The following is a 22,905-nucleotide window of genomic DNA, read 5'->3' as shown; positions in this document are numbered from 1 at the left end:
CGAGATATGCCGTAAACGGCGGCGCGGGGAAAGGCGGAAATGGCCGGGCCGGGGTCAGTCGCGGTGCTGGGGCGGGACGTAGGCGGCGGGGTCTGATTGCCAGAGGTGCCATTCGTCCTCGAAGTCGCCCCAGTCCAGTTCGGTGTCGGGCCAATGGGAGGGGCGGGGGATGGTGTCGGGCAAGATCACCGTGCCGTCACCGAACATTGAAGAGATCTGTTCGGTCGAGATCTTCACATCTGTCAGGTCGATGTCACTCAGGGCCGCCCCCGCTGTGCTCCCAAAATTCAAAACAGTCGATTGATCCAAGTGCGCCCTGCGGAGATCTGCCCCGTCCATACGCGCTCCGCTGAGATCTGCCCCATCCATCCGGGCACCGCCGAGAAATGCCCCCTCCAACCTTATGCCATTGAGCCTTGCCCCCTCCATCCGCGCGTTGCTGAGATATGCCCCATCCAACCGCGCGCCGATGAGTTCTGCCCTCTCTATCCGCGCGATGCTGAGATCTGCCCCCTCCAACCATGTGTTGCTGAGAAATGCCCCCTCCAATCGCGCTTCGTGAAGGCCCGCTCCTTGCAAATGCGCCGCGTGAAGGTTTGCCCTTTCAATCCGCGCTTCGCGGAGGTCTGCCCCCTCCATTCGGACGCCTACGAAATTTACGCCAGAAAAGTCCAGATTCGAGAGGTCGGCACCTTGCAGGCTGGTCCCGCGCAGGTCGGGCCGGTAACCCTCTTTGCGCTGGCGGGTATCGGCCTTTTCCTGCTCAATCTGACGCGCAGACCGGCGTCCGATAACGGTGAGCGCTGCCTGAATGTCGGTGCCTGTGCAGAGCTTTCGAGCCCATTGAAACGCCTTGCTTTCAAAAAAGAATCTGCCGAACCTCTCGGCACGTGCTGCCTCGCGCGCGCGGCGTTCCTCGTCGGTGGCGTCGTCGGGCAGCGGCTTCCAATCCGGCTCTGGGAAATCCTCGGCGTCTGTGGCCTTGGCGTTCTCCCGCACATAGGCGGTCAGGATTTCCATGATCTGGACGTGGTAGTCCAGATTATCCCGCGCGATACGTTCCAGCGCGTAGATGCCGCCGATGCGGACTTCGAGGTTGGGTTCGGTGACTTCCTCGAAGATCGGCTGAGAATAGTCAGGTTCACCGGCCTCGTCCGGCGCATAGGCAAGTGCACCCGTTTTCCGGCGGCGCTGTCGCTGCACTGTCCGCGTCGCCCCTAGGTTCTCCACCGCCTTGTTGATCCGGTCGGTGATCAGCCCCTGTTCTTGCGCGGTGGTCTGTCGTTCGATGGTGAAGATGCGGATATAGGCCGCGAGGGCGGCGAGGATGCCGCCCAGCACGCCGATGAAACCGACTATGGCGAGATAGTGGACGCGAAGGGCGAGCGGCTCGGTGTTGTCCGGCAGATCGGTCCACATCACCGCGATCTGGATCAGCGAGGCGATGAACAGGATTGCGAAAAGCGGGATCAGAACCCAGCCGGCGATGCCAAGCCCCCGCATCCACGGCTTTTGTTCTGGCGGTATCGGTTTTGCCTCGCCGGGTTTTATCTGCCCGAGGAAGAACAGGAGCACGAGAAGCGCCAGCGCAACTAACCCCAGCGTCTGAAACACGCCCGAGGATGTCACCTCGTTCAACCAGCCGGCAATTTCGTCCATCCCCACCCCCCGATTTCCCGCATCAAACACTCCGCCCGGTTGCTTGCCAACCCCAAGCCCCCCATATAGGGTGCGCGCCAGCCCTAGGGGGGCCGTGGCTCCGTCTGACACAAGGAATTCCATATGTTCGTTTCGCCAGCTTTCGCGCAGGCCGCAGGGGCCCCCGCGGGGAGCCTTCTGAACTCGATGCTGATCCCGATGGTTCTGGTGTTCGGGATCATGTATTTCTTCCTCATCCGCCCGCAGCAGAAAAAGGCGAAAGAGGATCAGAAGATGCGCGACTCGCTCCGGCGGGGCGATCAGGTCGTCACCCAGGGCGGCATTCTGGGCAAGGTCGCCAAGGTCAAGGACGATGGCGAGGTCGAAGTCGAGATCGCCGATGGCGTCAAGGTCCGCATGACCCGCGCCGCGATCCTTCAGGTGGTCTCCAAGACCGAACCCGCCGAGGGCTGAGGCCCGCCGACACAACCAACGGGGCCGCCCGCGATGCTCAATTTCCCTACCTGGAGGCGTCTGGTCGTGATCGGGCTGGTGGTGCTCGGTCTCGGCTATGCGCTGCCGAACCTGTTCTACCCACGGGTCGAACTGCACAACGACGCGGTCGCCGCGATCGAGGCCTCGGGCTCGACCGCCGAGCGTGAGGCGGACCGCTCCGCCTGGCCCGACTGGTTGCCGTCTAGCCTGGTCAACCTCGGGCTCGATCTGCGCGGCGGCGCGCATCTTCTGGCCGAAGTCAGGGTCGAGGATGTCTATGCCGCGCGGATGGACGCGCTCTGGCCCGACGTGCGCGACGCGCTGCGCGATGAGCGTGACACGGTCGGCGCGATCCGCCGCCAGAACGCGCCCGAGGGCGAGTTGCGGGTGTCGATCGAGAATGCCGACGGCATGGCGCGGGCACTCGAGGTGGTGCGCGAACTGGCCCAGCCGGTCGCTACCCTGACCGGGGTGGGGTCGAAGAACATCGAGGTCGCCGGGCAGGACCGCACCATCATCGTAACCCTGTCGGAGGCCGAAAGAACCGCCACCGACGACCGCACCATCCAGCAATCGCTGGAGATCATCCGCCGCCGGGTCGACGAGGTCGGCACCCGCGAGCCCACGATCCAGCGCCAGGGCGAACGCCGCATCCTGATTCAGGTGCCGGGGCTGGGGTCGGCGGAGGAGTTGAAGGCACTGATCGGCACCACCGCGCAACTGACCTTCAACCCGGTGATCAGCCGCACCTCCGACGGCAACGTCAGCCCGGGTCCGCGCAACGTGGTCTATCCGTCTCTGGACGAGGACGGCATCTTCTACGTCCTCGAACAGACCCCGGTGGTGACCGGCGAAGACTTGGTCGACGCCCAGCCCACCTTCGACCAGAACGGCCGCCCGGCGGTCAGTTTCCGGTTCGACCCGGCCGGGGCGCGCAAGTTCGGCGACTACACCGCCGAAAACGTCGGCAGCCCCTTTGCCATCGTGCTGGATGGCGAGGTGATCTCGGCCCCGCGCATCAACGAGCATATCCCGGGCGGCTCGGGCATCATCACCGGCAATTTCACGGTCGAGGAATCGACCAACCTGGCCGTTCTTCTGCGCGCCGGCGCCCTGCCGGCCGAGATGACCTTCCTCGAGGAACGCACCATCGGGCCGCAGCTTGGGCAGGATTCGATCGACGCCGGCAAGATCGCCTCGATCGTCGCCTTTATCGGCGTGCTGTTGTTCATGGGTCTTGTCTATGGCTGGTTCGGGTTGTTGGCGAATGTCGCGCTCATCCTGAACGTCGGCATGATCTTCGGGCTTCTGTCGGCCATCGGCGCGACGCTGACATTGCCGGGGATCGCGGGGATCGTGCTGACCATCGGCATGGCGGTCGACGCCAACGTGCTGGTGTTCGAGCGTATCCGCGAAGAGTTGCGCGCCGGCAGGGGGCCGGCCCGCGCCATTGACCTCGGCTATGAAAAGGCCCTGTCCGCGATCATCGACGCCAACCTGACCACCTTCATCACCGCGGTGATCCTGTTCATCATGGGCTCGGGTCCGGTCAAGGGCTTTGCCGTTACCCTGGCGCTCGGGATCATCACCTCGGTCTTCGCCGCGATCTACGTCACGCGGCTGATGATCGTGATCTGGTTCGAACGCCGCCGCCCCAAGACACTCGTAGTCTAGAAAGGCCGACCCGATGCGCCTGAAACTCGTTCCCGACAACACCTCGTGGGATTTCTTCGGCCGCCTGCCGATCACCGTGGGCCTGTCCAGCATGCTGGTCGTGGCCTCGATCATCGCGTTTTTCGCGATGGGCCTCAATTTCGGCATCGACTTTCGCGGCGGCACCACGATCCGCACCGAAAGCTCGGTCGCGGTCGACGTGGGCGAATACCGCGATGCCATCGCACCGCTCGGGCTGGGCGATGTGTCGATCACCGAGGTCTTCGACCCCAATTTCGGACCCGATCAGAACGTGGCCATGGTGCGTATCGAGGCCCAGAGCGACACCGAAAGCGTGACGCCCGAGACCATCGCCGCGGTCGAAGGGGCGCTCCAGCAGATCGACCCCGGCATCACCTTCCCCTCGGTCGAAAGCGTCGGGCCCAAGGTCTCGGGTGAACTGGTGATGACGGCCATCTACTCGGTGCTCGCCGCGCTCTTCGCCGTGCTGGTCTATATCTGGCTGCGTTTCGAATGGCAGTTCTCGGTCGGCGCGGTGGTGTCGCTGGTGCATGACGTGATGATCACCATCGGCGTCTTTGCGGTGTTCCAGATCAAGTTCGACCTCGCGATCATCGCGGCCCTTCTGACCATCGTGGGTTATTCGTTGAACGACACCGTGATCGTCTATGACCGGGTGCGCGAGAACCTGCGCCGCTACAAAGTGATGAGCCTCAAGGACGTGCTGAACCTGTCGATCAACGAAACCATGAGCCGCACGGTGATGACCTCGTCGACCACGCTGGTGGCACTGATCGCGCTGCTGGTCCTGGGCGGCGACGTGATCCGGGGCTTTGTCTTCGCGATGATCTTCGGCATCGTGATCGGCACCTATTCCTCGGTGTTCATCGCCTCGGCGCTGCTGCTGCGACTTGGCGTCAAGCGCGACTGGTCCAAGCCCGACGGCGAGGCGGGAACCCAATTCGCGGATGTCGATGCCTGACGCGCTGGCCGGGGCGCTCGCCACCCCCGGCCTTGTCTGGTTGATCGCGGCGGCCCTGATCGCGGGGCTGGTGCGCGGCTTTGCCGGGTTCGGCTCGGCGATGGTGTTCATGCCGGTGGCCGCACAGGTCTTGCCGCCGGTCTCGACGCTGGCCGTTCTGCTGGTCATGGAATTCATCGGGCCACTGCCGCACCTGCCGCGCGCGCTGAGGGTGGCGCACCGGGGCGACATCCTGCGGCTGTTGGCCGGGATGGTGGTGGCCTTGCCGCTGGGGCTGTGGCTGCTGGTCTCGTTGCCGGTCGAACTGTTTCGCTACGGCGTCTCGGCGGTTTCGCTGGTGATGCTGGTCGCGCTGGCGGCGGGCTTGCGCTATCGCGGCACGCTGCGGCGCTGGATGGTCTATGCCACGGGGGCGTTGGGCGGGTTTCTCGGCGGCACGACTGGCCTGTCGGGGCCGCCGGTGATCCTGCTCTACATGGCCAGCCCGCACCCGGCGCCGACGATCCGGGCCAACCTCCTGCTTTATCTTGGCGGTGTCGTAGGCGTGACCCTGGCAATGCTTGGCATGTCCGGGCGGCTCGAGGCGCTGGCGGTGGTTCTGGGCTTGATGCTGGCAGTTCCGTTCCTCGGCGCCAACCTGATCGGCGGATGGCTGTTCGACCCAGACCGCGAGCGCACCTATCGCACCGTCGCCTATATCGTGATCGCGGTTTCCGCCCTGTCGGGTCTGCCGCTGTTCGACTGATCCCTTCCATCGCGCGCTTTCCTTCGCCGTCGTTTGCCGCTAGCAAGGCGCCATGCAACTGACCGAGATCACATATTCGGACGCACGGCCGGTCGACGGTTACGGCCCCGGATTTTTCCGGGTCGCGGGCCAGGTGATCGAGGGCGCGATGCTGATCACCGCCAACGCGGCGCGAAGCTGGGGCGGGATCGAAGATTCCGCCACCCTGATCGCGCTGGCCGGGGAGGTCGACGTCCTGATCCTTGGCACCGGGGCCGAGACCGCGCTGCCGCCAAAACCCTTGCGCGAGGCGCTGGAAGAAGCCGGTATCGGCGTCGAGCCGATGGCGAGCCCCGCCGCCTGCCGCACCTACAACGTCCTGCTGGCCGAGGGCCGTCGCGTGGCGCTGGCCGCGCTGCCGGTCTGAACGGCATGGAACTGACGGTCGAGGGCCTGAGCGTGGCGCGCGGCGGGATGCCGGTGCTGGAGGGGCTGACCTTCACGCTCACGACCGGGAACATCCTGATCCTGCGCGGCCCCAACGGCTCGGGCAAGACCACGCTGCTGCGCACGCTGGCGGGGTTGCAGCCGCCGCTGGCGGGCAGGATCGGCCTGCCGCCCGAGGCGATCGCCTACGGCGCCCATGCCGACGGGTTGAAGGCGACGCTGAGCGTGGCGGAGAACCTGACCTTCTGGGCGCGGGTCTATGGCACCACCGACATCGAACCGGCGCTTGCGCAGTTCAACCTCAAGGGGCTTCGCAACCGCGCCGCCCACAGCCTGTCCGCGGGGCAGAAACGCCGGTTGGGGCTGGCGCGGCTATTGGTGACGGGGCGGCGGTTCTGGCTGCTGGACGAGCCCACGGTATCGCTGGATCAGGCCTCGGTCGGGCTGTTCGCGGATGCGGTGCGAAGCCATGTGGCGGGCGGCGGGGCCGCGCTGATCGCCACCCATATCGACCTGGGGCTTGCCGCCGAAACCCTCGACGTCGCCCCGTTTCGCGCCGATCCCGACCGCCCGACGCGCACGCCGACGGCTTTTGACGAGGCATTCACATGATCGCGCTTCTGGTCCGCGATCTGAGGCTGGCGGTGCGCGCCGGGGGCGGCTTCGGCCTTGGCCTTGCGTTCTTCCTGATCGTCACCGTGCTGGTGCCCTTCGCGGTCGGCCCCGAAGGCGAAACACTGGCCCGCATCGCGCCCGGCATCCTCTGGGTCGGGGCGTTACTCGCCTGCCTGTTGTCGCTCGACCGGATTTTCCAGCTCGATTTCGAAGACGGCTCGCTCGACCTTCTGGCGACCGCGCCGCTTCCGATGGAGGGCGCGGTGGTGGTCAAGGCGCTGGCGCATTGGCTGACCACGGGGCTGCCGCTGACGCTGGCCGCGCCGGTCTTTGGCATCCTGATGAACATGCAGGCGCCGGGGCATTGGTGGATCTTCGTAACCCTCCTGATCGGCACGCCCGCACTCAGCATGATCGGGGCGTTCGGCGCGGCGCTGACCGTGGGGCTGAAACGCGGCGGGCTTCTGCTGAGCCTGCTGGTCCTGCCGCTCTATGTGCCGACGTTGATTTTCGGGGCCGAGGCGGCGACGCGCGGCGGGGCCGGCATGGCGGTGACGACGCCGATCCTGATGCTGGCGGGGATCACCGCCGGGGTGGTTGCCTTTCTGCCGTTTGCGGCGGCTGCGGCAATACGCATCAACATACGCTGATTTGACCCCGGCACCCTTGCCGAAACAGGCCGGCGTGCATAGACAATCGGCATGACCAAGATGGAACGCACCAAGCAATCGCGCGACGCCTGGAACTGGCTCTGGGAATGGGCCAATCCGGTGAAGTTCATGCACCTGACCGGCAAGGCGCTGCCCTGGGTGGTGGGGCTGACGCTGGTGACGCTGATTCCCGGCCTGATCTGGGGGTTCTTCTTCACCCCCGAGGCGGACAAGTTCGGCTCGTCGGTCAAGATCATCTACGTGCATGTGCCCTCGGCGATGATGGCGATCAACGCCTGGGCGATGATGCTGGTGGCCTCGCTGATCTGGCTGGTGCGCCGTCACCACGTGGGCGCGCTGGCGGCCAAGGCGGCAGCACCGGTGGGCGTGGTTTTCACCGTGATCGCGCTCTTGACCGGCGCGATCTGGGGGCAGCCGATGTGGGGCACCTGGTGGGCCTGGGACCCGCGCCTGACCTCGTTCCTGATCCTGTTTCTGTTCTATCTCGGCTACATGGCGCTCTGGGCGGCGATCGACGATCCCGACACGGCGGCCGATCTGACCTCGGTGCTGGCGATCGTCGGGTCGGTGTTTGCCGTGCTCAGCCGCTATGCGGTGAACTTCTGGAACCAGGGGTTGCACCAGGGCGCATCGCTGTCGCTCGATGCCGAGGAGAACGTCGCAGACGTATACTGGCAGCCGTTGGTGTTGACGCTGGTCGGGATCGTGGCGCTGTTCGTGGCGCTGGTGTTCATCCGCACCCGCACCCAGTTGCGCCGCCGCCGGCTGCATGCGCTGGAGCTTCGTGAAAGGATGGCCGATGCCTGACCTGGGAAAATACGCCGAGGCGGTCCTGTCCGCCTGGGGAATTTCGATCTTTCTGGTGCTGGCACTGGTGGGGCTGAGCTGGCGCCAGTCGGTGGTGGCACGCAGGCAACTGGAGGCCGCCGAGGCGCGGGCCGCCAAGAGGGGCAAGTCTGATGACGCTTAGACCGATGGTGGTTCTGCCACCCCTGATCTTCGCAGCCCTCGCGGTGCTGTTCTATTGGGGCATGGGGCGCGACGACCCCAACGCGCTGCCCTCGACCCGCGAGGGCGGGCCGGTGCCCGGCCTGACCCTGACCGCGTTCGACGGCGCCACCCCCTTCACCCGCGACGACCTGGCCTCGGGCGAGGTGGTGCTGGTGAACTTCTGGGCCAGCTGGTGCGGGCCGTGCCGGGCCGAGCACCCGCAACTCGTCGCGATGGCCGAGGAAGGCATCCCGATCTACGGCATCAACTACAAGGACGAGCCGGCCAAGGCGCGCAATTTCCTTGACGAGCTGGGCGACCCCTATGACCGCCTGGCCGCCGATCCGAACGGCCGCACCGGGCTTGACTGGGGGCTTTACGGCGTGCCCGAGACCTTCGTGATCGCAGGCGACGGCACCGTGATCAAGCGGTTCGCCGGCCCGATCACCGAGGGCATTCTCGAGGCCATCATCCGCCCCGCCATCGCCAAGGCCGAAGCGCACCAATAAAGGGAGCGCCTGCGGCGCGCTCTATTCTTTTATTTGAGTATTTTGGCCAAGATGAAACCCGTGTCGGCGGGGACGGGGGCTATTTCAGGTATTTCCCGGCTTCCTTGCGGGCAAAGGCCTTCATCCGCGGGCCGTGTTCGCCAAGGAAGGCGCGCACCCGGTCGGGGTCATGCTTGGACAGGTCGCGCAGCCACCATGCCACCGCCTTCTGGATGAACCATTCGCGGTCGTCGACATAGTGCGCGGCCCAGCCCAGCACCCGTTCACGCACCGCGATGTCGCCAGGCTTGGGGTTGTTCAGCCGCGCCCAGGGCAGGGTGATCACCAAGGCCGCGCGCCGGGTCCAGAGGTGCGGCGAGGTGGTCCAGGGCTCGACCTCGTCCACCCGGGTCGGGTTCGCCATGAGGCGTCGGTGACCCGCCATGCAGGCGTGATCGGCGATGGCCCAGCCGTCGAAATCGGGCACCCAGGACTTGATCAGCGACCAGACGGCATCGTCCGGCCTGATCCGCGCCTGGGTGAGAAGCTTGGTCGCCGCGATCCGGGCCTCGTGGATGTCGGTTTGCCAGAGCGCGTCGGCCAGAGCCACGCGCCCCCCGATATCGAGCGTCTGGCGCCAGCCCTTCGTCAGATCGTTGACCACCGACATCGGCACGCCGAGGTAGTCGCGCTCGACCTTCATGTAGGCCGCGACGCCCGCTGCACGGGTCGGGTCGGCCTCGGCGCGCAGGGCGTTCAGCGCCGCCTCGGGGGTCATTCGACGGTCACGGATTTCGCCAGGTTGCGGGGCTGATCGACATCCGTGCCCTTGGCGATGGCGGTGTGGTAGGCGAGCAATTGCGCCGGCACCGCGTAGAGGATCGGCTGCAGGATCTCCGGCGCGTCGGGCATGGCGATCGAGGTCCAGACATCATTGCCGACCTCGGCAATGGCGCGGTTGTCGGCGATCAAGAGCACCTTGCCGCCGCGCGCCATGACCTCCTGCATGTTCGAAACGGTCTTGTCGAACAGCCGGTCATGCGGGGCCAGCACCACCACCGGCGTGTCGCGGTCGACCAGCGCGATGGGGCCGTGCTTGAGCTCTCCGGACGGGTAGCCTTCGGCGTGGATATAGCTGATTTCCTTGAGTTTCAGCGCGCCCTCGAGGGCCAGTGGGAACATCTGCCCGCGCCCCAGGAACAGCACGTCGCGGGCTTTGGCCAGTTGGGCTGCGACGGCATGGATCGCCGCATCGGCGCTGAGCGCGTGACTGACCAGGCCGGGCAGGCTGCGCAGGTCGGCGATGGTCGCGGCGATTTCCTCGCCGGACATGGTGCCACGATCCTCGGCCGCCCTCAGCGTCATGGTGAGGAAGGTGGTGAGCATGCAGGTGAACGCCTTGGTCGAGGCGACCGAGACCTCGACCCCGGCATGGATCGGCACCGCGATGTCGCTTTCGCGCGCGATCGAGCTTTCGGGAGAATTGACCAGGCTCACGACCTTGGCCGCCTTGCCCTTGGCATAGCGCAGCGCGGCCAGCGTGTCGGCGGTTTCGCCGGACTGGCTGACGAAGATCGCCAGCGTCCCGGGCGGCAGGATCGGGTCGCGGTAGCGAAACTCGCTGGCGATATCGACTTCCGCCGGCAGGCCGGCGATGCGTTCGAACCAGTATTTCGCCACCAGCGCGGCGTAATAGGCGGTGCCGCAGGCGACGATGCTGACGCGGTTGACTTGCGCAAAGTCGACGCCGGGCAGGCCCATGTCGACGCGGGCGTGATCCGGTGCGACATGGGCCTCGATCACGTTGCCGATGACCGTGGGCTGTTCGGCGATTTCCTTCATCATGAAATGGCGATGCCCGGCCTTTTCGATCCGCGCCGCGTCCAGCCGGACTTGTCGCATTTCGCGGTTGGCGTGTTTGTTGGACGCATCGTAGATGGTGGCCCCGGCGCGGGTGATGACGGCCCAATCGCCTTCCTCGAGATAGGTGATCCGGTCGGTGAGCGGTGCCAGCGCGATGGCGTCCGAGCCGACATACATCTCGCCGTCGCCATGCCCGATGGCCAGCGGGCTGCCCTTGCGCGCGGCGATCATCAGGTCGCGCTCGCCGTCGAACAGAAACAGCAGCGCGAATGCGCCTTCGAGCCGGGCGAGGGTGGCGCGCACCGCCTGTTCCGGTGTCTTGCCCTCGGCCATCTGCGACTGGACCAGCATCGCGACGGTTTCGGTGTCGGTGTCGGATTCGAATCCGAAGCCCTTTTCGGCAAGGTCCGCGCGCAGGGACTGGAAGTTCTCGATGATGCCGTTATGCACCACCGCCACCGGCCCGGCCCGGTGCGGATGGGCGTTGGCGGTGTTGGGGGCGCCGTGGGTGGCCCAGCGGGTGTGGCCGATGCCGGAATGGCCTGGCAGGGGGTCGTGCACCAGCATGTCGGACAGGTTCACCAGCTTGCCCACGGCACGACGCCGGTCGAGGTGGCCGGCGGCGTTCACCGTGGCGATGCCCGCGCTGTCGTAACCGCGGTATTCGAGCCGTTTCAGGCCCTCGACTATGGTCGGCGAAACCTCGTGGTTGCCCAGAACCCCAACGATGCCGCACATGGGTTCAAATCCTTCCTGCCTTCGGATGCGTTTCTTGCACTTTTTCAACCTATCACGTCTAAGATGTGGGTTTTGTGCTCATTCTCTTTAACTTTGCCAACATCTTGGGCCAAAGACCATCCTTGTTCGTCTGCTGTGCCCGCCCGATAGCCATCGCGCCATCGGGCACGTCGCGGGTGATCACCGTGCCGGTGGCGGTCATGGCGTCGTCGCCGATGCGCACGGGGGCGACCAGCATGGTGTCCGACCCGATGAAGCTGCGCGCGCCGATATGGGTGTGGTGCTTGGACACGCCGTCGTAGTTGCAGGTGACCGTGCCGGCACCGATATTCGCCTCTTCGCCGACATAGGCATTGCCGATATAGGTCAGGTGGTTGACCTTGGCGCCGGCGGCGATCTGGGCCTGTTTGATCTCAACGAAATTGCCGACCTTGGCACCCTCGGCCAGTTCCGCGCCGGGCCGCAGCCGGGCGAAGGGGCCGACCACCGCGTCTCGGCTGACATGGCAGCCCTCGAGATGCGAAAAGGCGCGGATGCGCGCGCCGGTTTCGACGGTCACGCCGGGGCCGAAGACCACGTTGGGCTCCACCACCGCGTCACGACCGACCCATGTGTCATGCGCGAAAAACACCGTGTCGGGGGCCACCAGCGTGACGCCGTTGTCCAGCGCCTCGGCGCGTTTGCCGGCCTGGAATCGCGCCTCGGCCCCGGCCAGTTCGGCACGGGTATTGATGCCCAGCGTCTCGGCCTCGTCGCAGGTGATCGCGACGCACGACAGGCCGCGCGCATTGGCGATCGCAACGATGTCAGTGAGGTAGTATTCGCCCGATGCGTTGTCGTTGCCGACGTTCTCGATCAGGTCGAACAAGAGCCCGGCATCGGCGGCGACGACGCCGGAATTGCACAGCGTGATGTCCCGCTCGGCCGGGTTGGCATCCTTGAACTCGACGATCCGCAGGAGCCGGTCGCCGTCGAGCACCAGCCGCCCGTAACGACCCGGATTTTCGGCCACGAAACCCAGCACGACAACATCCGCCCCCGCATCGCGCGCCGCCAGCATCCGGCCGAGCGTGTCGCCCGAGATAAATGGCGTGTCGCCATAGAGCACCACCGCGTCGCCATCGAAGCCGGTCAGACTGTCGCGCGCGGCAGCGACCGCGTCCGCGGTTCCGGCCTGGTTTTCCTGCACCGCAATGGCGATGCTGTCGTCGAGGTCGCGCGCGGCGCGTTTCACAGCCTCGGCCCCGTGCCCGACCACCAGCACGGTGCGCTCCGGCTCCAGCGCCGCGCCCGAAGCCAGCGCATGGGCAAAGAGCGGCACACCGCCCAGTTCGTGCATGACCTTGGGCAGGTCCGATTGCATCCGGGTTCCCTGACCCGCCGCGAGAACGATGAGGGCTGTTGGCATGTTTCGCCTTTTTTCGTCGTGTCGCCCCCCGTTTTACCCGTGACCGGTCAGGCTGCAAGGCAATTGGTGGCCGGGTCGGAAATGGGCGGGAAAGCCCGAAGCTCGGCAGATCGGTTGACGCCGCCCGCGCGCCGCAGCAGGCTCGCCTCATGAAAACGCGTTTCACCGGATCGTTCACCCAGCAGGAGCCGCTGCCCGAGGCGGCGATCGAGGCTGCCGTGCGGGTGATGCGGACGGGCCGCCTGCATCGCTACAACACCGTGTCGGGTGAGGTGGCCGAGGCGGCGCTGCTCGAGCGTGAATTTGCCGACTGGATCGGTGCGAAATACTGCCTTTCGGTCGCCTCGGGCGGCTATGCGCTGGCCACGGCGCTGCGTGCCCTGGGGGTGGGGCCGGGCAACAGGGTGCTGACCAACGCCTTCACGCTGGCCCCGGTCCCCGGCGCGATTGCCAGCGTCGGCGCGGTGCCGGTGTTCGTCGGCGTGACCGAGGGGCTGGTGATCGACCTCGACGACCTCGCGGCCAAGTCCGGTCAGGCCGATGTGCTGATGCTGAGCCACATGCGCGGCCATATCTGTGACATGGACCGTCTGATGGCGATCTGTGACGGGGCCGGTATCCGGGTGATCGAGGATTGCGCGCACACGATGGGCGCGCGCTGGAACGGGGTGATGTCGGGGCGGCACGGGGCGATCGGCTGTTATTCGACGCAGACCTACAAGCACCTCAACTCGGGCGAGGGCGGGCTGCTTGTCAGCGACGATGCCGAGGCGATGGCGCGCGCGGTGATGCTGTCGGGCAGCTACATGTTCCACGACCGCCACCTTGCCGCGCCGGGGCCGGAGGCGTTTGCGGCGGTGACCTATGACACCCCCAACATTTCGGGCCGTATGGACAACCTGCGCGCGGCGATCCTGCGGGTGGAACTGGCCAGTTTGCCCGACAAATGCGCGCGCTGGAACGAACGCTACCGCACGGTCGAGGCGGGGCTGGCCGGGGTGCCGGGGCTGACGCTGATCGACCGGCCCGAGGCCGAGGACTACGTGATGTCGTCCTTCCAGTTCCTGCTGCTCGACTGGCCCGGCGAGGACGTGGCCGAGGTGGTGGCGCGTTGCGCGGCGCGCGGGGTCGAGTTGAAATGGTTCGGAGCACCCGAGCCGCAGGGCTTCACCTCGCGCTATCACTTCTGGCGCTACGCCGGGCCCAAACCGATGCCGGCCACCGACAGGGTGCTGGCGGGGCTTCTGGACATGCGCCTGCCCCTGACCTTCACGCTCGAGGATTGCGCGCTGATTGCGACGATCATCCGCGACGAGGTTACGGAGGTGAGGGCGCGACAACCCGGTCAGGAAACAGTCTGGTGAACACCTGCCGGTGAAATAAGGCCAAATCGACAAAAATCCGTCGCAGTTCGCAGCGATACCCGGTCCCGTGACCAAAGCCGGGGGGCAACGGGAACGGGAAACCAATAGCGAGTGCTGCCATGACCTTGAACAATGAACGCCTGCGCCGGTGCGCTGTCCGGTCCGCGGGTGAATCCAACGTGTCCAATCGGATGCGCAGGCGATGGCGCACGTTCCGGCACGACGAATCCGGCGCGACCACGGTCGAGTTCGTCGTCGTGGCGGCGATGGTGGTCGGGCTCGCGGTCGCCGTCACCGCCGCAATCGCGACCGGGGCGCAGACCGGGGCGGATCGTATCGCCAAGTGCATGGAGATCCAGGGCAAGCTGATCCAGAAGGACATCAGCTATGAAAAGCAATTGAAACGCATGCAGAAACGCTGCGCCAAGATCTGAGGCGCGGCGCCCTCGGACGCCGCGCCCTCACCGGTCTCAGCCCTTCTCGGCCGCCGCCACGTGTTCCTTCACCGCGATGAAGCTGTCGGGCGTGACCGAGATCGTGTCGATCCCGGCCTCGACCAGAAAGCGCGCGAAGGCGGGGTTGTTGGACGGCGCCTGACCGCACAGCCCGACATGGCTGCCCGACTTGTGCGCCTTTTCGATCACCGTCGCGATCATCCATTTCACAGCGTCGTTGGATTCGTCGAACAACTCCGCCAGCGCGCCCGAATCACGGTCGACCCCCAGCGTCAACTGCGTCAGGTCGTTTGACCCGATCGAGAAACCGTCGAAGCGGTCAGCGAATTGTTCGGCCAGGATCACGTTGGCCGGAATCTCGCACATCACGTAGATTTCCAGCCCGTTCTCGCCGCGCACCAGCCCGTGTCTGGCGGAAACCTCCAGCACCCGGTCGGCCTCATCCAGCGAGCGGCAGAAGGGGATCATGATGACGACGTTTTCGAACCCCATCTCCTCGCGCAGCTTCTGGATCGCCTTGCATTCCAGCGCATAGCCCGGCTCGTAGCTCTCCGAGTAGTAGCGCGAGGCGCCGCGGAACCCGATCATCGGGTTTTCTTCCTTCGGCTCGAACTGCTTGCCGCCCACCAGGTCGGCATATTCGTTGGTCTTGAAGTCCGACATGCGCACGATGACCTTGTTGGGCCAGGCCAGGGCGGCGATCCGGCTCAGCCCGCGCGCCAGCGTGTCGATGAAGAATTGCGCCTTGTCCTCGTAGCCCTTGGTGAGGTCTTCGATGAAGGCGCGGTCTTTCTTCTTTTCGACCTGATCGAAATGGATCAGCGCCAGGGGGTGCGCGATGATCGCGTTGTTGATCACGAACTCCATCCGCGCCAGCCCCACGCCGTCGATCGGCAGCCGCCACCAGCGCGCCGCGGTGGACGGGTTCGCGAGGTTGAGCATGATCTTGGTGCGCGTCTCGGGCACTTTCGCGAGGTCCAGATCCTCGACCTCGTATTCCGCGAACCCCTCGTAGATCAGCCCCTCGTCGCCCTCGGAGCAATCGACGGTCACATCCTGCATGTCATGCAGCACATGCGTGGCGGTGCCGGTGCCGACAATCGCGGGCACGCCAAGCTCGCGGCTGACGATGGCGGCGTGCGAGGTGCGCCCGCCGGCGTCGGTGATGATCGCCTTGGCGCGTTTCATGATCGGCACCCAGTCCGGGTCGGTCTGGGTGGTGACGAGGACGGCGCCATCGACGAACTTGTCGATGTCCTTCACGTCCTCGATCAGGCAGATCGTGCCGGTCGCCACCGCAGACCCGACCGACAGGCCCTCAAGCAGCACCTTGCCGTGGCCGGTGACGGAAAAGCGGCGCATCGCGCCCACCTCGGCGCGCGACTGCACGGTTTCGGGGCGGGCCTGCACGATGTAGATGCCGCCATCCACCCCGTCGCGCGCCCATTCCATGTCCATCGGGCACTTGTAATGCTCCTCGATGGTCTTGGCATAGCGCGCCAGTTCGACGATTTCCGGGTCCGACAGCACGAGGGCCTCTTTTTCGGCCTTCGAGGTCGGCACGTTCTTGGTGTCGCCGCCCTCGAGCCCGGCGTAGATCATCTTTTTTTCTTTCGCGCCCAGCTTCTTCTCGATGATCGGGGTCAGTTTCTCGTTGTCGAGAAAGGGCTTGAACACCTGGTATTCATCCGGCGTCACCGCGCCTTGCACCACGTTCTCGCCCAGCCCCCAGGCGGCGTTGATCAGGACCGCGTTGGGAAAGCCGGTTTCGGTGTCGATCGAGAACATCACGCCGGAGCCGCCGATGTCCGAGCGCACCATCAGTTGCACGCCGATCGACAGCGCCACGTCGAGGTGATCGAACCCCTGCACGTTGCGGTAGCTGATCGCCCGGTCGGTGAACAGCGAGGCAAAGCATTTGCGGCAGGTTTCGAGCAGCGCCTTTTCGCCCACCACGTTGAGGTAGGTTTCCTGCTGGCCCGCGAAGGACGCATCCGGCAGGTCCTCGGCGGTGGCCGACGAGCGCACGGCGACCGAGGCAAGTTCATGCCCGGTGCGTTTGCCAAGCTCGTGATAGGCCGCGACGATGGCCTGTGCGGTGTCCTCGGGAAACTCGCCGGCGATGATCGCCGCGCGCACCTTCTTGCCGGCGTCAGCCAGGGTGATCTTGCCGGCATCGAGCGCGGCCATGGTGTCCTTGATCACATGGTGCAGATCGTTCGCGGTGATGAAGGCGCGAAAGGCATCCGCGGTGGTGGCGTACCCGGGCGGCACCTTGATGCCCAGCGGTTCAAGTTGCGACACCATTTCGCCAAGGGACGAGTTCTTGCCGCCGACAAGGGCGACGTCTTCGCGCCGCAGGTCCTCGAACCAGATCAGTTGGCGAATCGAGTCAGTGGTCTTGGTCATGGCAATCGTCCTTTCTCGGAGGTTGCCATACGACTAGCGGTTCGCCGCGCCGGGCGCGTTGATCAAGGTCAATGGTCGCGCTAACGGGCGGCGGTTCGTGCCAGCGCTGCCTCGGCCCGCCGCAGCGCCTGGCGAAAGCGCGGCGCGCGCTTGCGGGCCACCACGTTGCGGCACAGGGCGGCGATCAGCGCGGGGCGATCCGCCGCCTCGAGCCGGTCGAGTAGCCCGCGCAGGTAGGGCTGCAGATCGCGCCGGGCGCGCAGCGCGCGCGCCAGTGCGAGCCGGTCGAGCCTGCCGACCATCGCTGTCGTGACGATCTTTGCCAATGCACCGCTGGCCTCGAGGTTGTCGGCCAGCCGTGCGCCGTGATGGCGGGCGCGGATCACCTCGGCGCCAGCGAGATGGAACAGCGCCGCGTGCATCGCGTCCTCGGCAATCGCCGGGTCGTGGATCAAAAAGGCGCGTGCGGCAGCCTCGGTCATGTCGGGGGCGTAGCCATAGCGCGAGGTGAAATCGAGCCGTCGGCTGCCGGCAAAGCGCCGGTCCCACCCGGCAAGCGCGGGGGTCAGCGTGGCTTGCGGTGCTGTCAACACCAGAGTGGCGCCGGGGGCCGCGACCGAAAAAGCGGCGGCGGCGTAGCCGCAAGGCCCGGCGCCGTGGACCACCACGCGGTCAAACTCGTCGAAAAAGCCGTCGTCCGCCAGCCGGTCGAAATAACGATAGACCTCGGGATCGCGAAACCAGCTTTGGCGGCGCGCGACCAGGACGAGGCGTGACCAGTCCCGATCCGGGCAAAGCGTCCAGCCCAGCGGGGACTGGCCTGGGCGGGCGCGAATCGTCGCCGCCTCCTCGAAGGTGACCAGAAGCTCGGGGCCTGCATCGGTGAACAGCGCCAGGTGATCCGCCCCCAGCGGGTCGTAATAGCCGCGACGCTCGGCGATGTCCTCCAGCGCCGCGTCCCAGTCGGCGTCGGTCTCAGCCCCGGCAAGTGCGGTGACATCATCACTCACGTCGCGCATGTAACCCCCCGGTTTGCGCTGGTCGGTGTGTCGGGCAGCCGCATGCGCCGCGTGACGATGGCCAGACCGACAGACACTAGGTAGGGCAGGCGGCCCCGGTCGCGCAAGACTGCACGGGATCAACAGTCTGTCGCACGCGCTGGTCAGGCCGGCGGGCGGGTGTGGGGCATGATGAGGCGGGCTTCTTCTGGGCCGAGCATCCGGGCCGGGGGCGACATCAGCAGGCGGCCGAACAGGGCGCGGTTCGGTTCCTCCTGCATCAACTCGGCAAACCGCGCCCGGCGCCAGTCCACCGCCTCCGCGTGCAGCCGGGCCAGCGTTGCGTCGGCCATCAGCCGCGCCCGGTGCGGCGCGGTCACGGGATCGGTGGCGCGGATCGTCGTATCCTCGACCTGGCACCAGTTGCGCTCGGTCCAGTAGTCCAGCCCCAGCCGTTCGCCCCCATGCACAGCACGCCCCCGGTCGCGTTTGACGACATAGCTTTCCATCGCCCCCAGCGCGTAGTGATTGACCTGCGCCAGCCGATAGTTGGTCCGCCCGAACGGCGAAAAGATGCCCTGCCGTTGATACCGGGGCGGCAGTTCGCGGCCCTCGCCATCGAACCAGCGCATCCCCTCGACCTTGCCCGCCACCGGGCTTCGCGGGCGGTGGATGCCGAGTTTTCGGTAGGCGCCGGTGTTGCGATAGAGCGTCTTGAACATGAAGGCGCGCCACGGCCAGACCATCACCTCGGGGGCGGCACGGGTGAAGCTTTCGGTGATCGGGCGATCCTCGAAGCTGGTGCCGCCGCAATTGCCGAACAGCCGCCAGGTGAGCGTGATCGCATCCGCCTCGGGCAGGGCGGCGGTCAGCGCGGCCAGGCTGTGGTCGCCCGCGTGGATGTTCACGAACTCGTCGATGTCGAGCGTCATCAGCCAGTCGGCGCCGCTGACCAGCGGATGCCGGTCGGCCAGCTTCATCGCCGCGAACTGCACGCCGCCGTCATGCGGGCCGGGGTTCGGGACATGCACGATCTCGCCCATCGCCGCGAGGCGGTCGAGCATCGCGTCGGTGCCGTCGTCGCAATCGTTGGACAGGATCAGGAAATCGGTGAAGCCGATGCCCTTGTGATGCGCCAGCCATTCGATCACGAACGCGCCTTCGTTGCGAACCGTCAGAACGGCGGTGGCGCGCATCCTACCAATCCCGGCGGAAGGTCACGACCTTCTTGTCGGAACGGCGCGGAAAGAAGGTCAGCCCGGCGGCGGAAAACGCGTCGAACACCGCCTGAACGCCCGCCTTGCCGATCCATTGCGGGTGCAGCTCGACCACCGCAAGGCGCAGGTGCGTGAGGTCGGCGGCGGGCAGCAGATCGGCCTCGGCCCCCTCGATGTCGCACACCAGCACGCTGGGCTTGAGCTTGCGGATCACGGTGTTGACGTTCATCACCTCGACCTCGTGCTCGCGCAGAACCGGGCTGGCTTCGCCGGTCGGCTCGGCGATCAGCGACGAGGCCGAGAATTGTTTGCGCTCATAGAACGTCACCTTGCCCTTGCGCTTGCCCAGGACCGCGTTGGTCACCTCGATCCGGTCGGCCACACCATTGGCCTGATGCACCCGGCGGATATAGGGGATGAGGGTCGGGTTGGCCTCGAAGGCATGCACCCGTTTCGCCTTGCAGCTTTTCGCCATCAGCGTCGACATGAAGCCGATCCCGGCCCCCAGTTCCAACGCCACGTCGTCCTCCTTGACCAGCGCGCGCACCGCGCCCGCCTCGCGCAACTCGTAGTCGTTGGACCGCAACAGCTTGCGGGTGCGCGGTGCAAGAAAGCCCGGATCGTCGGGAAACAGCAGCCCGCGCGAACGGATATGGCCCAAAGCCTCGGGCCCGTGTTTGGGCGGATCATGGGCGGGTGTCGCGGCGGCATCGGGCATCGCGTGCCTCCTTTCGGCTCAGTTTTCCATGTCGAGCGCCAGCGCGAAGGCGACACGCTCCAGCTCGGTCAGGTCGGTGGCAAGCGCCTGTGTGTAAAGCTCTTCGAATTCGGGCACCCCGTGCAGTTCCCGCAGTTTGTCCCGGTGCCAGGAAACGCCGGCGTCGTGCAGGCGGGCGACCTCGGCATCGGCCATCAGGCGCGCCAGTTCGGCCCTGACCCGCGGGATGTTGCGCTTGATGGTGATGTCGCGGTTGCCGCTCCAATCCATCCGGACCCAGTAGTTCAGACCGATCGACCGGTCGACGTGCAGGGCGCGACCGCGCTGGCGCTTGATCAGGAAGCTTTCGGCCGAACGCAGCGCGTAGTGGTTGAGTTGCAGAAGGTCATAGCCGATGGTCTTGAGGTCCGAGCGCCAGCCTTTTTCGTGATAGGCCTCAGACATCGGCAGGCCCGAGCCGTTGACCCAGCGCACCTTGGGCGCGTGCTCATCACGCAGCTTGTTGGGGCGATGGCACGACAGCTTTTCATAGGCGCCGGTGTTCTTCGTCATCGTCTTGAAGCCCCAGGCGGTATGCGGCTTGGGGCAATACTTCGGCGCGGCCATGTCGAACTGGTCGATCACCAGGTCGTCGGCAAATCGGGTGACGCCGTTGTGGCCGAACAGCCGCCAGGTCATCGCCACGTTGGTCGCATCCGGCACGCGCTCGAAAAAATCGTCCAGCCTGCCGTTGCCGCAGCGGACGTTGATGAACTCGTCCACGTCGATGTGGATCACCCAGTCGGCGTTCTGGATCAGGGGTTCCTTGAGCGACTTGTTCAGCGCGTGCTGCTGCGGCGAGTTGCCTTTCCAGTCGTCGTTGTCGCGATGCTGGACGATCCCCAGCGCCTGCAAGCGGTCGAGCAGCGCATCGGTGCCGTCCGAGCAGCCGTTGGTGTAGATCAGGAAATTGTCGACCCCGATCATCCGGTGGTAGGCGATCCACTCGAGGATATAGGGCGCCTCGTCCTTCATGCAGCCGACGATGACATTGCCGGAGCGGCCTTCGGGCAGCGTGCGCACGGGCACCTCGGTGAAGGCGGCGGCCAGTTCCTCCTCGTTGACATGGCCAAGCCGGTTGTGGGGTGCGAAGCGTCCGCCGTGCAGGTGGTGAAAGTTCTCCTTGGCGCGGTCCGACAGGATCGCCTCGGCGCTTGGCGTCAGGACGGCATGGCCGTTGCTGCGCGCCGGTTTCGCGGTCGGGGTAGGAGCGGCCTCGTCAGGGGCCTCCTTGGCCGCGCGGGTCGCGGCCTCGATCCGGGGCAGAAAGGCGGCGGCATATTGCGTGGCGCGAAAGCCGCCGCCGGGCAGGGGTTCCTGCCAATTTTTCAGCGCCCTGTCGCGTTTCAGGGTGGCCGGCCCGAGCGACGGATGCGCCTTGGTGAGCCTCCGGTTTTCCGCCTCGAAGCGTTTGGACAGGTCCGACAGGCGGCCCGGGCGGATCGGGTCGCCCGGCACCGCGACCTCGCTCATCAGCCGTTTCCACAACGGGCGCGGGATCACCCGGCTCTTTGCCAGCAGTTTGGTGAAGATCTCGTTCAAGGCGCGCTGGCGGGCCAGGGTCTCATCCGACGGCGCGGCGGGCATGGCGGCTGGTTCGGCCTTGCCGATGGATGCGTCCAGCCCCAGCATTTCGCGCAGTTCGTCGACCACCCCGGCGCCGTGGAACACCTCGGGCCGATAGGGGCGCAGCACCACCTTGTCCGCCCCGAACACATCGCCCCAAAGTCGCGTCAGCGCGGCATAGTCCAGCCAGTGCGGCATCGCCTGGATCTCGGGCATGTCGTTCAGGGCAGGGGCGACGCGGTCCCAGTCGGCCAGTGCTGCCTTCCGCCAGTCCGGGGACGCCGCCGCCTCGATCTCGCGCGACAAGGGTGCGGTTCTGCCGTTTTCCAGCGCATCGGCATAGTGGCGCAGCATCACCCGCGCCTGTTCGTCGAGATGGGCGAGGATGGTGATGTCGTCCGAGATCGGGCTCAGCAACGTCCTGAGCCGCACCAGTTCGGCCCGGTTCGGCAGGGTCGCAAGCTGGCTGGCCGACAGCAGCAGCACCGACGGCATCTCGCGCGCCACCTCTGCCGCCAGGTCCTGCGCCACCATCCGCCTGAGCCGCTCTTGCGCCGGCGGGGCCGCGAAACCGCGCGCGGCGCGCAGCGGGTCGACATGGCCGGGGTCCGACACCGCCATGTAAAGCCGGGTGTGATTCTTGCGCCCGAGCGCGCCGGAATAGAGCACGCCTTGCTGCGACAGCCGCCCGCGCTTGTCGTTCAGTACTGCCTGCAGCGCCTCGGCCCCGCAATGGGGCAGGCCGATATGCACGACGATCCGCATCAGGCGGGCGTGCCTTCGGGGCGCTCTTCGTTTCGGTTCGCCGTTCCCCACCACGGCAGGTCGATGCCGAGATAGGTCGCGATCTTCTTCGGCGCTTCGGGGTCCTCGATGTCATACTCCAAGAAATCGGACGCTCCCGCAAAGACGTGGCGGCAAAAGGTGGTGTGTCCCTCGATCCAGCGCTCCAGCTCGCCCGGCTTGTAGCCGAAGCCCTCGGGCAGACCGGGAACGGCCTTCATCGGCAAGCGCCGTGTGCCCAGATTTGACCAGCGGCGCATCGAATCGGCGTGTTTCACCGGGTCGCGGTGCGACAGGAGGAACCTGACGCCCGGATGGCGCGCGCGGATCGCGGACAGCAGTGCCCAATCGGTCTGCGGCCACATGTTCTTGCCGTCGCGCACGATCGAGATCTCGGTGAAGGCGTTGAATTCGTCGAAATGATAGAGTGGGTCGCCGCAGTCGTAATAGCCCTGGTACATCAGCTTGCCGACAAAACCGCGCATCTTCTCGCTTTGGCTTGGGCGGATCTTCCAGTCGGCCACGCGCATCCCGGCATGTTCCAGCGCCTCGCTGAGCGTGGTGGTGCCGGACTTGGGCAGGCCCAGGTTGATCACTTTAAGATCATCAGGTATCGGCATGAA

At 66.1% G+C, this 22,905-nt stretch carries 22 protein-coding genes; 12 read left to right on the top strand and 10 right to left on the bottom strand.

What is annotated here, in order from left to right; all coding sequences use genetic code 11:
- Window positions 1–54 precede the first annotated feature (54 nt).
- On the bottom strand, window positions 55–1,659 hold the full coding sequence (locus FVF75_RS08215; protein WP_187393014.1) for a pentapeptide repeat-containing protein: 1,605 nt from the start codon (window positions 1,657–1,659) through the stop codon (window positions 55–57).
- A 123-nt stretch (window positions 1,660–1,782) separates the two neighbouring features.
- Here FVF75_RS08215 and yajC point away from each other — a divergent pair, with 123 nt between their 5' ends.
- Genes yajC through FVF75_RS08165 form a run of 10 tightly spaced genes read left to right on the top strand, consistent with a single transcriptional unit; the run spans window position 1,783 to window position 8,745 of the window.
- A complete protein-coding gene (gene yajC / locus FVF75_RS08210; RefSeq protein WP_148377492.1) occupies window positions 1,783–2,112 on the top strand; it encodes a preprotein translocase subunit YajC in 330 nt (109 codons plus the stop codon).
- Window positions 2,113–2,145: 33 nt separating this feature from the next.
- On the top strand, window positions 2,146–3,807 hold the full coding sequence (secD, locus tag FVF75_RS08205; RefSeq protein WP_148377491.1) for a protein translocase subunit SecD: 1,662 nt from the start codon (window positions 2,146–2,148) through the stop codon (window positions 3,805–3,807).
- 13 nt (window positions 3,808–3,820) lie between these two features.
- Window positions 3,821–4,789 (top strand): protein translocase subunit SecF, encoded by a 969-nt coding sequence (secF, locus tag FVF75_RS08200; protein ID WP_148377490.1) that lies wholly within the window; start codon window positions 3,821–3,823, stop codon window positions 4,787–4,789.
- Entirely contained in the window at window positions 4,776–5,534 is a 759-nt protein-coding gene (locus tag FVF75_RS08195; protein WP_342779800.1) for a sulfite exporter TauE/SafE family protein, read from the top strand. Before secF ends, FVF75_RS08195 begins: the two co-directional genes overlap by 14 nt.
- A 52-nt stretch (window positions 5,535–5,586) precedes the next feature.
- Complete coding sequence (locus tag FVF75_RS08190) at window positions 5,587–5,940, top strand: Mth938-like domain-containing protein (RefSeq protein WP_148377489.1); 354 nt, start codon at window positions 5,587–5,589, stop codon at window positions 5,938–5,940.
- Window positions 5,941–5,945: 5 nt separating this feature from the next.
- Entirely contained in the window at window positions 5,946–6,572 is a 627-nt protein-coding gene (gene ccmA, locus FVF75_RS08185; RefSeq protein ID WP_148377488.1) for a heme ABC exporter ATP-binding protein CcmA, read from the top strand.
- On the top strand, window positions 6,569–7,225 hold the full coding sequence (gene ccmB / locus FVF75_RS08180; RefSeq protein ID WP_148377487.1) for a heme exporter protein CcmB: 657 nt from the start codon (window positions 6,569–6,571) through the stop codon (window positions 7,223–7,225). Before ccmA ends, ccmB begins: the two co-directional genes overlap by 4 nt.
- 51 nt (window positions 7,226–7,276) lie before the next feature.
- Complete coding sequence (gene ccmC / locus FVF75_RS08175) at window positions 7,277–8,053, top strand: heme ABC transporter permease CcmC (RefSeq protein ID WP_425463228.1); 777 nt, start codon at window positions 7,277–7,279, stop codon at window positions 8,051–8,053.
- Window positions 8,046–8,216: a heme exporter protein CcmD gene (gene ccmD / locus FVF75_RS08170; protein WP_148377486.1), complete on the top strand. Its 171-nt coding sequence runs from the start codon at window positions 8,046–8,048 to the stop codon at window positions 8,214–8,216. Before ccmC ends, ccmD begins: the two co-directional genes overlap by 8 nt.
- Window positions 8,206–8,745 carry a DsbE family thiol:disulfide interchange protein gene (locus FVF75_RS08165; protein ID WP_425463227.1) on the top strand — a complete coding sequence of 180 codons (540 nt, stop codon included), beginning with the start codon at window positions 8,206–8,208 and terminating at the stop codon, window positions 8,743–8,745. The genes ccmD and FVF75_RS08165 overlap by 11 nt, the downstream gene beginning before the upstream one ends.
- 79 nt (window positions 8,746–8,824) lie before the next feature.
- Here the strand turns inward: FVF75_RS08165 and FVF75_RS08160 are convergent, their stop codons facing one another.
- The 3 genes from FVF75_RS08160 to glmU are packed head-to-tail and all read right to left on the bottom strand — an operon-like array spanning window position 8,825 to window position 12,733.
- Window positions 8,825–9,502: a DNA alkylation repair protein gene (locus FVF75_RS08160; RefSeq protein WP_148377484.1), complete on the bottom strand. Its 678-nt coding sequence runs from the start codon at window positions 9,500–9,502 to the stop codon at window positions 8,825–8,827.
- Window positions 9,499–11,325 (bottom strand): glutamine--fructose-6-phosphate transaminase (isomerizing), encoded by a 1,827-nt coding sequence (gene glmS, locus FVF75_RS08155; RefSeq protein ID WP_148377483.1) that lies wholly within the window; start codon window positions 11,323–11,325, stop codon window positions 9,499–9,501. The genes FVF75_RS08160 and glmS overlap by 4 nt, the downstream gene beginning before the upstream one ends.
- A 58-nt stretch (window positions 11,326–11,383) precedes the next feature.
- On the bottom strand, window positions 11,384–12,733 hold the full coding sequence (glmU, locus tag FVF75_RS08150) for a bifunctional UDP-N-acetylglucosamine diphosphorylase/glucosamine-1-phosphate N-acetyltransferase GlmU (protein WP_148377482.1): 1,350 nt from the start codon (window positions 12,731–12,733) through the stop codon (window positions 11,384–11,386).
- Window positions 12,734–12,882: 149 nt separating this feature from the next.
- Between glmU and FVF75_RS08145 the strand changes: the two genes are divergently transcribed.
- Both FVF75_RS08145 and FVF75_RS08140 read left to right on the top strand, forming a co-directional pair.
- A complete protein-coding gene (locus FVF75_RS08145; protein WP_148377481.1) occupies window positions 12,883–14,097 on the top strand; it encodes a DegT/DnrJ/EryC1/StrS family aminotransferase in 1,215 nt (404 codons plus the stop codon).
- 191 nt (window positions 14,098–14,288) lie between these two features.
- Window positions 14,289–14,531, top strand: coding sequence for a TadE/TadG family type IV pilus assembly protein (locus FVF75_RS08140; protein ID WP_148377480.1), 243 nt, complete (start codon window positions 14,289–14,291; stop codon window positions 14,529–14,531).
- 36 nt (window positions 14,532–14,567) lie between these two features.
- Here FVF75_RS08140 and ppsA read toward each other — a convergent pair whose 3' ends face one another.
- The 6 genes from ppsA to FVF75_RS08110 all read right to left on the bottom strand — a co-directional run bounded on the left by ppsA (window position 14,568) and on the right by FVF75_RS08110 (window position 22,902).
- Window positions 14,568–16,961 carry a phosphoenolpyruvate synthase gene (gene ppsA / locus FVF75_RS08135; protein WP_148377479.1) on the bottom strand — a complete coding sequence of 798 codons (2,394 nt, stop codon included), beginning with the start codon at window positions 16,959–16,961 and terminating at the stop codon, window positions 14,568–14,570.
- An 80-nt stretch (window positions 16,962–17,041) separates the two neighbouring features.
- Window positions 17,042–17,980 (bottom strand): phosphoadenosine phosphosulfate reductase, encoded by a 939-nt coding sequence (locus FVF75_RS08130; protein ID WP_246138036.1) that lies wholly within the window; start codon window positions 17,978–17,980, stop codon window positions 17,042–17,044.
- Between the two features lie 143 nt (window positions 17,981–18,123).
- A complete protein-coding gene (locus FVF75_RS08125; RefSeq protein ID WP_148377478.1) occupies window positions 18,124–19,155 on the bottom strand; it encodes a glycosyltransferase family 2 protein in 1,032 nt (343 codons plus the stop codon).
- A gap of 1 nt (window position 19,156) precedes the next feature.
- Complete coding sequence (locus tag FVF75_RS08120) at window positions 19,157–19,894, bottom strand: FkbM family methyltransferase (protein WP_148377477.1); 738 nt, start codon at window positions 19,892–19,894, stop codon at window positions 19,157–19,159.
- Window positions 19,895–19,912: 18 nt separating this feature from the next.
- Window positions 19,913–22,264, bottom strand: coding sequence for a glycosyltransferase family 2 protein (locus FVF75_RS08115; RefSeq protein ID WP_148377476.1), 2,352 nt, complete (start codon window positions 22,262–22,264; stop codon window positions 19,913–19,915).
- Window positions 22,264–22,902 carry a sulfotransferase gene (locus tag FVF75_RS08110; RefSeq protein ID WP_148377475.1) on the bottom strand — a complete coding sequence of 213 codons (639 nt, stop codon included), beginning with the start codon at window positions 22,900–22,902 and terminating at the stop codon, window positions 22,264–22,266. Before FVF75_RS08110 ends, FVF75_RS08115 begins: the two co-directional genes overlap by 1 nt.
- Between the last annotated feature and the right edge of the window lie 3 nt (window positions 22,903–22,905).

The sequence above is a fragment of the Maritimibacter fusiformis genome, assembly GCF_008086115.1.
GTDB classification, from domain to species: domain Bacteria; phylum Pseudomonadota; class Alphaproteobacteria; order Rhodobacterales; family Rhodobacteraceae; genus Muriiphilus; species Muriiphilus fusiformis.
The sequence above is the reverse complement of the archived record's forward strand: the minus strand, read 5'-3'. Positions and strand labels throughout refer to the sequence as shown.